The 12,227-nt window shown below is 70.3% G+C and carries 11 protein-coding genes; 2 read left to right on the forward strand and 9 right to left on the reverse strand.

What is annotated here, in order from left to right:
- Positions 1-123: 123 nt before the first annotated feature.
- Positions 124-1,164, reverse strand: coding sequence for a P1 family peptidase (locus ACFVJQ_RS18985; RefSeq protein ID WP_385785183.1), 1,041 nt, complete (start codon positions 1,162-1,164; stop codon positions 124-126).
- A 78-nt stretch (positions 1,165-1,242) separates the two neighbouring features.
- A complete protein-coding gene (locus ACFVJQ_RS18990; protein ID WP_385513444.1) occupies positions 1,243-2,484 on the reverse strand; it encodes a low temperature requirement protein A in 1,242 nt (413 codons plus the stop codon).
- 84 nt (positions 2,485-2,568) lie between these two features.
- On the opposite strand from ACFVJQ_RS18990, the gene ACFVJQ_RS18995 reads away from it, so the two are divergent.
- Positions 2,569-2,751 carry a hypothetical protein gene (locus ACFVJQ_RS18995; protein ID WP_385513445.1) on the forward strand — a complete coding sequence of 61 codons (183 nt, stop codon included), beginning with the start codon at positions 2,569-2,571 and terminating at the stop codon, positions 2,749-2,751.
- A 49-nt stretch (positions 2,752-2,800) separates the two neighbouring features.
- On the opposite strand, the gene mscL is transcribed toward ACFVJQ_RS18995, so the two are convergent.
- The 6 genes from mscL to ACFVJQ_RS19025 form a co-directional block, all read right to left on the reverse strand.
- Positions 2,801-3,277 carry a large conductance mechanosensitive channel protein MscL gene (gene mscL / locus ACFVJQ_RS19000; RefSeq protein ID WP_385513446.1) on the reverse strand — a complete coding sequence of 159 codons (477 nt, stop codon included), beginning with the start codon at positions 3,275-3,277 and terminating at the stop codon, positions 2,801-2,803.
- 141 nt (positions 3,278-3,418) lie between these two features.
- Positions 3,419-4,012, reverse strand: a complete 594-nt coding sequence (locus ACFVJQ_RS19005) for a hypothetical protein (RefSeq protein ID WP_385785187.1) — start codon at positions 4,010-4,012, stop codon at positions 3,419-3,421.
- 130 nt (positions 4,013-4,142) lie between these two features.
- Positions 4,143-4,976 carry an S-methyl-5'-thioadenosine phosphorylase gene (locus ACFVJQ_RS19010; RefSeq protein ID WP_385513448.1) on the reverse strand — a complete coding sequence of 278 codons (834 nt, stop codon included), beginning with the start codon at positions 4,974-4,976 and terminating at the stop codon, positions 4,143-4,145.
- 99 nt (positions 4,977-5,075) lie between these two features.
- Positions 5,076-5,381, reverse strand: a complete 306-nt coding sequence (locus tag ACFVJQ_RS19015; protein WP_385785191.1) for an FmdB family zinc ribbon protein — start codon at positions 5,379-5,381, stop codon at positions 5,076-5,078.
- Positions 5,382-5,449: 68 nt separating this feature from the next.
- The gene (locus ACFVJQ_RS19020) at positions 5,450-6,742 is read right to left on the reverse strand and encodes an MFS transporter (protein WP_385785194.1); all 1,293 of its coding nucleotides are present in this window, start codon (positions 6,740-6,742) and stop codon (positions 5,450-5,452) included.
- Positions 6,743-7,009: 267 nt separating this feature from the next.
- A complete protein-coding gene (locus tag ACFVJQ_RS19025; RefSeq protein WP_385785531.1) occupies positions 7,010-8,539 on the reverse strand; it encodes a potassium/proton antiporter in 1,530 nt (509 codons plus the stop codon).
- A gap of 186 nt (positions 8,540-8,725) precedes the next feature.
- Between ACFVJQ_RS19025 and ACFVJQ_RS19030 the strand changes: the two genes are divergently transcribed.
- The gene (locus ACFVJQ_RS19030; protein ID WP_385785197.1) at positions 8,726-11,506 is read left to right on the forward strand and encodes a penicillin acylase family protein; all 2,781 of its coding nucleotides are present in this window, start codon (positions 8,726-8,728) and stop codon (positions 11,504-11,506) included.
- A gap of 68 nt (positions 11,507-11,574) precedes the next feature.
- On the opposite strand, the gene ACFVJQ_RS19035 is transcribed toward ACFVJQ_RS19030, so the two are convergent.
- The gene (locus tag ACFVJQ_RS19035; protein WP_385513452.1) at positions 11,575-12,198 is read right to left on the reverse strand and encodes a 5-formyltetrahydrofolate cyclo-ligase; all 624 of its coding nucleotides are present in this window, start codon (positions 12,196-12,198) and stop codon (positions 11,575-11,577) included.
- Positions 12,199-12,227: the final 29 nt, after the last annotated feature.

Raw genomic sequence — 12,227 nt, forward strand, 5'->3', positions numbered from 1 at the left:
GATCCGCTCCAAGCGTCGAGAAAGAGGGGATCGGCGACCGGTGGGGTTCCCTCCGGTCGCGCTCAACGCCATCACGTGACAGAACCGGGACAAACGGCCCGGCCGGGTGGGCGCAGCACCCGATCAGCGCCGGGCCGCGTCACTCCCGTACAGCTCCGTGTACGACGGCCACACCCCACCCGGCCCGTCCACCGACTTCGCGGCGCGCACCGCGCGTACGATCGCGCGCGTCACCACATCCGCGCCGGCCGCGAGGATCTCGTTCAGCGCGAGGGGCTGCCCGGCGTCGAGCCCGCGCGCCCCCGTCGCCAGCGCGAACACCGTGTCGCCGTCGTTGAGCAGATGCACCGGCCGCACGGCGCGCGCGATCCCGTCGTGCGCCGTGCCCGCCAGCTTCTGCGCCTGCGCCTTCGACAGGTCCGCGTCGGTGGCGACCACCGCGAGCGTGGTGTTCAGCGGAGGCGGCGCGTTCCGGGCCGCGCACTCGGCGAGGCGCCGACGCGCCGCGTCCTGGACGCGCGCCTCGGGGTAGTTCACCCGCCCCTGGAACAACTCCCCGTACAGGACGCCCGTCTCGGGATCCGTCGCCGACCCCGCCGCGTTGGCCACCACCAGCGCCGCCACCGTGATCCCGGAGCCGAGGACCGTGCTCGCGGTGCCGACCCCGCCCTTGACCGGCCCGACCGTGGCACCCGTACCGGCGCCGACGCAGCCCTCCGCCACGGCCGCGCCGACCTCGCTCGCCGCGGCTGCCTCCACCGCGGCCCGCCCGAGGGCGGCGTCCGGCCGGGCGCGGAAGTCCCCGCCCCGCCCCAGATCGAAGACGCAGGCGGCGGGCACCACCGGCACGACGTGCGCCGGATCCGCCCCCACACGCACGCCCCGCCCCTGTTCCTCCAGCCAGGCCATCACGCCGGACGCCGCGTCCAGCCCGTAGGCGCTGCCGCCGGTCAGCACGATCGCCTCGACCTTCTGCACCAGGTTGCGCGGGTCGAGAGCGTCGGTCTCCTTGGTGCCGGGACCGCCGCCGCGCACGTCCACGGCGGCGACGGCCCCGCCGTCGGGGGCGAGTACCACCGTGGTGCCGGTGAGCCAACCGTCGCCGGTGCGGTTTGCGTGCCCGACCCGCAGGCCCGTCACGTCCGTCAGAGCGTCAACTGTCATGGGATTCAGTCTCGCCTGCTTCGGTGCTCGCCCCCAGGCGCGTGCCTCTGCGTCTGCCCACCGCACACGTGCTCGGCGTCAGGCCGTCGGTGTGGTGGCCCTCGCCGCGCGCCGTCCGACCGGCATACGCGCCGTCAACGTCTCCCCGATCGCCACGGTCAGCGCCGAAACGATGCCGGCTGCGAGGACCGCCCAGTCCCCCAGGAAGGTGCAGCAGATCACCAGCAAGGCCGCGGTCGGCAGCACCAGTTGCTCGGCGATGCCCACCTTGAAGTGGCGCGAGTGCAGTGCCCAGACGGTGAGCAGGTAGAGCGCCGTCGGCAGGGTCACCGCGGCAGAGGCGGACAGGGTGGAGATGTGTGCCTTGCCGACCGCCTGCTCGACCGCCACCTCCAGGCCGGCGCCGATCGCGGCCCCCGAGGCAAAGATCAGATAGTGGCCGTAACCCCACACGAACGCCTGTCTGCTGGACCGCAGATGCCCGTGAATGGGCACTACGAAGTAGATCCACCAGGCGGAGAACACGATCAGCAGGCCGCCCACCGTGATCGGCAGCAGTTCGCCGAGCGCGTCGTTCTCGTCCACGCCCGACTTCACGGCGACCGTGGACGCGGCGATCGTCTCGCCGAGCACGATGATCGTGAACAGGCCGTACCGCTCGGCGATGTGGTGCGGATGCCAGGACGTCATCGAGGCCCGCTCCGCGTAGATCGGCACGCACAGCTCGACGACCGCCATCACCAGGAACCACCAGGGGCGAGCGGGCTCGGGCAGGAGCACCAGCCCCACCCAGCCGACCAGGCAGAGCATGACGCCGACCGCGTACCGCAGTGCCGACGCTCTCGCCCTGCCCTCGGCGGATCTCGCGGCCCGCAGCCACTGGGCGGCCATCGCCAGCCGCATGACGACATAGCCGAGCCAGACGAAGAGGAAGTCATGGTCCTCGAACGCCCGCGAGATCCCGGCGGCGAGCACGAGCACGCCGGCGATCTGCACCAGCGTCACGACGCGGTAGAGGGCGTCGTCGTTGTCGTACGCCGAGGCGAACCAGGTGAAGTTCATCCAGGCCCACCAGATGGCGAAGAAGACCATGGCGTAGTTGAGGATGCCCTCGCCCGCATGTCCTTCGGCGACGGCGTGCACCAGCTGGATGCCCGCCTGTGCGACGGCCACGACGAAACACAGGTCGAAGAAGAGTTCCAGCGGCGTGGCGGCGCGATGTGCCTCGTCGCGACCGCGGGCCGTGAGTCGGCGCAGTGGGCTGCGAGGACGGCCCGGCGCGCCCGCCGACGAGGACGATGGAGTGGGACTGGACGTCATGATGCACAGCACAGCAGATATCGGCCGGAAAGTCGTGTGAACTGATCACGCGGAGGGGAGTCCTCGGCCCCGTACCCTGGGGGCATGAGCACCTCCCCCGCCCCCGAGCAGCGCGACCCCAAGGCCGCGCTGATTTTCGACGACCCGCTGAACGAGCAGTCCGCGGACGACACGGACCGTGGCTGGGGTGAGCGTCCGGGCACCGGCGGGGACACGACGGATGATCTGAAGCGCTTCCTCGACGAGAAGCCACCCCACCACCTGTGAACCGGCAGGGCCCGGCGGACAACCGCCGCCGGGGCCCCGGGAATCAGCCCTAATGCTCGGTGTGGCCCGAGCCGCGCTGCGCGACCAGCGAGTCGCGGATCTCCTTGAGCACCTCCAGCTCGGTCACCTCGATGATCTCGTGCGTGCCCTCCCTCGCCTTCCTGCGGGCCTCTACCCGGGCCAGGTACTTGGCCATCGGCAGGACCATCAGGAAGTAGACCACCGCCGCGGTGATCACGAAGCTGAGCGTGGCTCCCAGCACGGAGCCCCAGAGGATCATGACCCCGCGCGAGACCGAGCCGTCCGTCGCCAGCGTGCACGGGCCCTTCAGGCACGAGCTGTAGCTGTCGAGGTTCTTGGTGCCGATCGCTCCGACCAGCGGGTTGATGACGCCCTTCACCACCGAGTTGACGATGTTGGTGAAGGCGGCACCGATGACCACCGCTACCGCCAGATCGACGACGTTCCCGCGCATCAGGAAGGCCTTGAAGCCGTCCCAGACGCCCGGTTCCTTCTTCTCGCTCACCTCGTGGCCTCTCCTCTTCACCCGCACAGGTTGTGGAACAAACAGCTCCGCAACCTACGTCAGGGCGAGGCAGCACTGTCCAATCCGGTAGCTGGAACGAGGGACTTGTCGGCAATCGGCGCCCCGTCGGCAAGGCTCGGTTCAGCACAACGTCACCGCCAGCCGCGCCGTGGCGCTCGCGCCGGCGAGACGGGCCGCGGTGGAACGCGGTACCGAGAGCACCACCAGCGCACCGCTGTCGACCTCACCGTCCAGCGGCTCGGGCACCTTGGTCACCAGCGCCCCGCGTGCGACCACGCCGGCCTCTCCGCCCGTCGCCGTCTCCTCGGCGGCGACGACGTCGACCCGGTCGCCCGGCTGCAGCAGCCGCACCGTGGCCGCGTCGGCGATCCGTACCGGCGCGGAGACCCGCTCCACCGGTCGGCGCTCCGGCGACCGGTCCGCCACCGGATGGCCGCGGGCCTGCTCGTTGCGCTGGGGATCGGCCGGGCCGCGCGGGCCTGCCGCCACGAGCGCGGCGGCGGTCACCGCGAGGCCGGCCGCGAGGGCCCGCCGCCGGTGCCGTACGAGCCGGTGCAGCAGAAACCGCCCGCCGCGCACGCGGACGGGAGCGAAGTGCGGCACCTCGCACGTCGGGGGCACGTCGCCACCCGGCGGATGCGGATGCGGACGCCGAACGGAAGGAGAGGGGGAGGGCTCCGCCCAGGACGGAGAGGGAGAGGGAGAAAGGGACATGTGGACCACCACCTGCACTGCGGACTGGGCTTGCGAGGCCCACGATGAGGCTTCGCGCCGCAGTCCGCTGAGACAGGTGGACTACCGACAGGTTGTGGAAAACTCCCTCACCCGAACGGGACGTTCCGCGCTACGGCAGCGTGAACCCCGGATCCATCCCGCCGAGCGCCGTCGTGCACAGGCAGTCCCGCTCGTCGTTCGCGGGCAGTGCGGCCACCGCGTCGAACAGCACGCCCCGCAACCGGTCCACGTTCGCGGCGAACACCCGGAGCACCTCGTCGTGCGAGACGCCCTCTCCGGTCTCGGCGCCGGCATCCAGGTCGGTGACCAGGGTCAGCGACGTGTAGCAGAGCTCGAGTTCACGGGCGAGCGCCGCCTCCGGGTGGCCGGTCATGCCCACCACCGACCAGCCCTGCGCCCGGTGCCACAACGATTCGGCGCGGGTGGAGAAGCGCGGCCCCTCGATCACGACCAGCGCGCCGCCGTCCACGGGCTCCCAGTCCCGCCCGCGCGCCGCCTTCAGCGCGGCGGCCCGTCCGGCCGGGCAGTAGGGGTCGGCCAGCGAGACATGCACCACGTTCGGCACGGTGCCGTCGGGCAGCGGCAGCCCGTCGAAGTACGTCGACACCCGGGACTTCGTACGGTCGACCAGTTGGTCCGGGACGAGCAGCGTGCCCGGCCCGTATTCGGGCCGCAGGCCGCCCACCGCGCACGGGCCGAGCACCTGACGCACCCCGAGTGACCGCAGCGCCCACAGGTTGGCCCGGTAGTTGATCCGGTGCGGCGGAAGATGGTGGCCGCGTCCGTGCCGCGGCAGGAAGGCGACCCGTCGGCCGGCGATCTCGCCGAGGAAGAGGGAGTCGCTGGGCGGCCCGTACGGCGTCTCCACCTGGATCTCGGTCACCTCGTCGAGGAACGAGTAGAAGCCGGAGCCGCCGATTACACCGATCTCTGCGTTCGCCATGACCAGCACAGTAGCTGGCGCCCGACGACGCGCAGGGGCCGGTGCCGAAAACACCGAAGACCCTGCCGCCGTACGACGGCAGGGTCCCGTGCGTGTGAATCAGGCGGCGGTGCTGCCGGCCGAGGTGCCGGTGCCCGACGCCTTCGAGTCCGAGGACGACGAGGAGGAGGACGACGTCGACGACGAGGTCGACGGCTTCGACGACGCCGGCGAGCTGCTCGACGAGGAGCCGCGGCTGTCGTTGCGGTAGAAGCCGGAACCCTTGAAGACGATACCGACGGCGGAGAACACCTTCTTGAGGCGGCCACCGCAGTTGGGGCACTCGGTCAGGGCGTCGTCGGTGAACTTCTGCACCGCCTCGAGGCCCTCGCCGCACTCGGTGCACTGGTACTGGTAGGTCGGCACTTGTCTTCCTCCTGGCACTCTCACTCAATGAGTGCTAACGACGGTCCATAGTGACGTATTCCTCGGGTTCAGTCCACTGCGACCGGCGTGCGGTGACCGACGCCACGCGCGACGGTGCGGCTGTGCGGCCGTGCCGTGAGCCGCGAGCGAAGCGCCACCAGCGTCGCCAGGGCGAGTACCGTGCCGCCGAGCGGAACCAGGAACCCGGCGCCGTCCCAGAAGCGGTCCTCCAGCTGTCCGGCCACCGTGACCGCGCCCGCCTGGCCGAGCGCCACCGCGCCGGTCAGCCAGGTGAAGGCCTCGGTGCGCGCCCCGGCCGGAACCAGTCCCTCGACCAGGGTGTAGCCGGTGATCAGGGCGGGCGCGATGCACATGCCGACCAGGAGGCCGAGACCGGCAAGCAGGAGCACCGAGTGTGCCGCCCACAGGCCGGAGGCGGCCAGCGCGAGGGCCGCGTATCCGACGACCAGGCGCCGGTGGGGGGCCGCCTTCCACGCGATGGCGCCACAGGCGATGCCGGAGAGCATGTTGCCGGCGGCGAAGGTCCCGTACAGGACGCCGTTCAGGCCGGGCTCGCCGATCGACTCGGTGAAGGCGGCCAGCGACACCTGCATGCCGCCGAAGACGGAACCGATGCCCAGGAAGGCCACGATCAGAACACGCACCCCGGGGATCCGGAGTGCGGAAACGTGCTGCACACGCGCGTGCCCACCGGCGGAGACCGCGGGCTGGGTGCCCCTCTGCGCGGCGAACAGCAGACCTCCGACCAGGGTGAGCGTCGCCTCCGTCACCAGGCCGGCGGCCGGGTTCACGGCGGTGCACAGCGCGGTGGCGAGCAGCGGGCCGACGACGAAGGTCAGTTCGTCCGTGACCGACTCGAACGCCGCCGCCGCCGTCGTCATCAGCGGCGAGTCCTTGAGCTTCACTCCCCAGCGGGCGCGCACCATGGGGCCGATCTGCGGGACCGAGGCACCGGTGGGGACGGCGGCCGCGAACAGCGCCCACAGGGGGGCGTCCGCCAGCGCGAGCGCCGTCAGGGTGAGGCCGGACAGCGTGTGCACCAGTACGCCGGGGATCAGCACGGCGCGCTGCCCGAAGCGGTCCGCCAGGCGGCCGCTGTAGGGCGCGAACAGCGCCATGGAGACGCCGGTGACGGCCGCGGCGGCGCCTGCCACGCCGTACGAGCCAGTGGTGTGCTGCACCAGCAGCACGATGGAGATCGTGAGCATCGCGAACGGCTGGCGCGCCGCGAAACCGGGGAGCAGGAACGTCCAGGCGCCGCGGGTGCGCAGCAGTTGCCCGTATCCCGGGCGGGAGGAGGGAGCCGGCGAGTCCTTCGACGGCGTGACCGTGGACGCCACGGCCTGGGCCTTTCTGCCGCCTGGTAGCGCGCCCGTGCGGGTACGCCGAGAGCTGTCCTCTTGCGCGGAACTGCGGTAGATACCGGCGCCCACTGAGGGGGGCGTCCCGGCCGCCATACGGTCGCGCCAGCTCTGCGTCAGGCAGAGTTGGTTCGATCAGGGTGCCTTCATCGTACAGGGATCACTGGCCGGTGTACCTGTGAAAACGGGCACCATGGGGCTGTTCGCCTGTGATTGGCAGTAGCGTGAACTGTGCGAAACACACCCTTAACGCTCCGCCCCGCCACCGTTCACGCCCAGCCACCCGGCCAGCTTGCCGCCGCGGCCCACGGCGCGCAGTCGCCGCTCCGCCGCGTCCCGGACCGGATCCGTGGCCACCACGAGGAGCTCGTCGCCGCGCCGCAGTACCGTCGTGGGCAGGGGCACGAAGGACTTCCCCTCGCGCACGACGAGGGTGACCGCGGCCCCGGCCGGCAGCCTCAGCTCGCTGATCTCGACTCCGTGCATCTTCGACTCGGCGGGGATCGTCACGGAGAGCAGATGCCCGCGCAGCCGCTCCAGGGGCGCCGATTCGATGCCGAGGTCGGCGGCCGCGGACTTGTCGCCCAGGCGGAGTTTGCGGGCGACCCAGGGCAGCGTCGGTCCCTGGATCAGGGTGTAGACGACGACCAGGAGGAAGACGATGTTGAAGATCCGGTCGCTGCCCTCGACGTCGCTCACCACGGGAATCGTCGCCAGGATGATGGGCACGGCGCCGCGCAGTCCGGCCCAGGACATGAGGGTCTGTTCCTGCCACGGCACCCGGAACGGCAGCAGGCAGAACACGACGCTCAGTGGGCGGGCCACCATGGTCAGCACGAGCCCGATGACGAGCGCGGGCACGATGTCGTCGCCCAGTTCGTGCGGGGTGACCAGCAGGCCGAGCAGGACGAACATGCCGATCTGGGCGATCCAGCCGAGCCCGTCGGCGAACCCGCGTGTGGCGGGCCAGTGCGGGAGCCGTGCGTTGCCCATCACCATGGAGGCGAGGTAGACGGCGAGGAAGCCGCTGCCGTGCGCCAGCGCGCCCGCCGCGTAGGCCGCGACCGCGATGGCCATGACGGCGATCGGATAGAGGCCGGAGGCCGGGAGGGCCACGTGCCGCAGCGTCCATGTGCCCAGCCAGCCCACCGCGAGGCCGATGGCCGCGCCGATGGCCAGCTCCAGCGCTATTTCGCCGATCAGCACGTACCAGTGCTCGATCGGGCCGGCGGCGGAGAAGGAGACCACCAGGATGACGACGGGAGCGTCGTTGAAGCCGGACTCGGCCTCCAGCGTGCCCGTCACGCGCGCGGGGAGCGGGATCTTCCGTAGTACGGAAAACACCGCCGCCGCATCCGTGGAGGAGACGACCGCCCCGATGATGAGCGCCTGACGCCACTCCAGTCCGACCAGATAGTGCGCGGCCGCAGCTGTGATTCCGACGCTCACGGCGACCCCGGCCAGAGCCAGTGAGGTCGCGGCCGGCAGGACCGGTCTGGTCTCCTTCCACTGCGTGCCCAGACCGCCCTCGGCCAGGATCACCACCAGGGCCGCGTACCCGATGACCTGGGTCAGCTCGGCGTTATCGAAGCGGATGCCGCCGATCCCGTCCTCGCCCATGAGGACGCCGATGCCCAGGTAGACGAGCAGGCTGGGGAGCCCGCTGCGCGAGGAGATCCGGACCGCGGCCACGGCGACGAGCAGGACGATCGAGCAGACGAGCAGGAGCTCATTGAGGTCGTGGATACTCAGCGGCCGTTCCCTTCCCTGGTGCAGTTACTTTGTTACCTTACCTAACTCTTGACTGTTTCTTGACGCTTGCCAGGGCAAGATCGAACGTCCGTCCGTGCTGGTTCCCCAGTCCGCGTCAAGGCCCGTCGGGCCCTGCGCCTATGGTTGCTCCAGCGCTCATTCAAAGTCACAGCCCGACCTGCCGCTCGCGTTAGGACAGCAAGGACAGCGATGCCCCCCAACACCACCGCTCCAACGGGTCAGCAGCCCGGCAAGTCCGGCAGGAAGAAGGGGCGCAAAGCCCGTCTTATCGTGCTCGTGCTGGTGCTGGCCGTCGTCGGCGGCGTCGCGGGCGGGGCGTACTGGTCCATCAGCACCGTCCGCGCCTCCTTCCCGCAGACGAAGGGTTCGATCACGCTGGACGGCCTGTCCGGGCCCGTCGACGTCAAGCGGGACGGCCATGGCATCCCGCAGATCTATGCCTCCTCCGACGAGGACCTGTTCATGGCGCAGGGCTACGTCCAGGCGCAGGACCGGTTCTACGAGATGGACGTACGCCGGCACATGACCTCCGGGCGTCTGTCGGAGATGTTCGGCAAGGACCAGGTCGACAACGACGAGTTCCTGCGCACCCTGGGCTGGGACCGGGTGGCGAAGGAGGAGTACGACACCAAGCTGTCCGCCACCACGAAGAAGTACCTCCAGGCGTACGCCAAGGGAGTCAACGCCTACCTGAAGGGCAAGGAAGGCGAGGACATCTCCCTGGAGTACGCGGCCCTCGGCTTCACCAACGACTACAAGCCGCAGCAGTGGACCCCGGTCGACTCGGTCTCCTGGCTGAAGGCGATGGCCTGGGACCTGCGCGGCAACATGCAGGACGAGATCGACCGCTCCCTGATGACCAGCCGTCTCGGCCCCCAGCAGATCGCCGAGCTGTACCCCCAGTACCCGTACAGCCGGAACGAGGTGATCGTCCAGCAGGGCCAGTACGACGAGCTGAACGGGACGTTCGAGGGGGCCGGTGGCGCGGACGGCACCTCCACGGACGGCACGGCCGCCGGTGGCACCGGTACTCCCGCGAGCGGGACGTCGACGTCCTCCTCTGCCTCGTCGGCGCTGCAGAGCCAGCTGTCGGGCCTCTACGAGGTCCTGGAGGACGTCCCGACGGCCGTCGGCGTGAACGGCAACGGCATCGGCTCCAACTCGTGGGTCATCGGCGGAGCGCACACGATCACCGGCAAGCCGCTGCTGGCCAACGACCCGCACCTGTCGGCCTCCCTGCCGTCCGTCTGGTACCAGATGGGCCTGCACTGCCGCACGGTCTCCGACAAGTGCCAGTACGACGTCTCCGGCTACACCTTCGCGGGCATGCCCGGCGTGATAATCGGCCACAACCAGGACATCTCCTGGGGCATGACCAACTCCGGCGCCGACGTCACCGACCTCTACCTGGAAAAGCTCACCGGCGACGGCTACCTGTACGACGGCAAGGTGAAGCCCTTCGACTCCCGCGAGGAGACCATCAAGGTCGCCGGCGGCACCTCGAAGAAGATCGTCGTCCGGGAGACCAACAACGGCCCCCTGCTGTCCGACCGGGACGACGAGCTCGTGAAGGTCGGCAAGAAGGCCACCGTCGACACCGCCGCACCCGACCGCGGCGACGGCTACGGCATCGCTCTGCGGTGGACCGCGCTGGAACCGGGCACCTCCATGGATGCCGTCTTCGCATTGAACAAGGCGGCCGACTGGGACGACTTCCGCGCGGCGGCCGCCCTGTTCGACGTGCCCTCGCAGAACCTCGTCTACGCCGACACCCAGGACAACATCGGCTACACCCTGCCCGGAAAGATCCCCACGCGCGCGCAGGGCCACGACGGCTCGATCCCGGCGCCGGGCTGGGACGCCAAGTACGACTGGACCGGCTACATCGACCAGGACGAGCTGCCCTACGAGTACAACCCGGAGCGCGGCTACATCGTGACCGCCAACCAGGCCGTCGTGGACAAGGACTACCCCTACAGGCTCACCACGGACTGGGGCTACGGCGCCCGCAGCCAGCGCATCGCCGACCTGATCGAGTCCAAGATCAAGGGCGGCGGCAAGGTCTCCACCGAGGACATGCGCCAGATGCAGCTGGACAACAGCAGCGAGATCGCCAAGCTGCTCGTGCCGCAGCTGCTGAAGATCGACGTCGGTGACAAGGACGTCCGTGAGGCGCAGAAGCTCCTCGAGGGCTGGGACTACACCCAGGACGCCGACTCCGCGGCGGCCGCCTACTTCAACTCGGTCTGGCGCAACGTCCTCAAGCTCGCGTTCGGCCACAAGCTGCCCAAGGAGCTGCGCGTCAAGGGACAGTGCCTGTGGGTCGAGCCGGTCGACACCACCGGTCCCGTGGACGAGGAGCGCCGGGTGCGCGAATGCGGGGCGCGTGACGCCGACCAGGCGCAGCCGGACGGCGGCGACCGCTGGTTCGAGGTCGTGCGGAGCCTCATGGACGACGAGGACAGCGACTGGTGGACGACGCCCGCGTCGGGCGCTCGCGAGGGAGCGGACCGCAACCGCGACGACCTGTTCAAGCGCGCCATGATCGACGCCCGCTGGGAGCTGACCGCCAAGCTCGGCAAGGACATCGACACCTGGAGCTGGGGCCGGCTGCACCGTCTGTTCCTGAAGAACCAGACCCTCGGCGCCGACGGCCCCGGCTTCCTGCAGTACGCCCTCAACCGCGGCCCCTGGAAGCTCAGTGGCGGCGAGGCGACCGTCAACGCGAGCGGCTGGAACGCCGCCGGCGGCTACGGCGTCGTCTGGGTGCCGTCGATGCGGATGGTGGTCAACCTCGACGACCTCGACAAGTCGAAGTGGATCAACCTCACGGGTGCCTCGGGGCACGCCTACAGCGACCACTACACCGACCAGACGGACAAGTGGGCCAAGGGCGAGCTGCTGGACTGGTCCTTCTCGAGGCAGGCGGTCGCCGAGAGCACCAGCGACACGCTCGTACTGAAGCCGTGAGCCGCTGACGGCGAGCGACGCCAAGGGCCCTCCACGCGCGCGTGGAGGGCCCTTTCGCCTTACGAGTGCTACGACTCGCCGGTGAAGCGGCGGACCCCCGACGGCGTCACCACCGCGCGCACCGGCCGGTCGTGCGCCTCCGCGGGGACGCGCTCGACGACCTCGGAGTCGTACAGGAGCACCACCAGCGCCGACCGGGCGCCCGCGTCCTCCAGGCGCGCGAGCACACGGTCGTACGAGCCCCCGCCGCGCCCCAGACGCATCCCGCGCGCATCGACCGCGAGCCCCGGCAGCAGGACGACGTCGGCGGCGGTCACCGCGTCCGGTCCGAGGCGCTCACCGACGGGCTCCAAGAGGGCCATTTTCCCGCCGTGTTGGACGCGCGCGAGAGAGCCCTCCCCGGCGTATGCGCCCCAATCCAGGTCGTTGTCGGGCAGAAGCACCGGAAGCAGGACGCGTACGCCCCGGGCGTACAGTGTGTCGAGCAGTGCGAGCGTTCCGGGTTCGCTCCCCACGGAGACGTACGCCGCCACGGTGCCTGCCTGCGCCAGTTCGGGCAGATCCAGCGCACGCTGGGCCAACGCGACCGAGGCCGCCTGTACGTCATCCGCAGGCAACCTGCCTCTCACTGCGAGGATTTCTCGCCGCAACGTTCGCTTGTCAGGCTCGGCCGCGCGTCCGATGTGACTCATGAGTCGCTCCCGTACCGTCTTCAAAGTGC

The organism is Streptomyces sp. NPDC127197 (genome assembly GCF_042672405.1).
Classification (GTDB): domain Bacteria; phylum Actinomycetota; class Actinomycetes; order Streptomycetales; family Streptomycetaceae; genus Streptomyces; species Streptomyces flavusporus.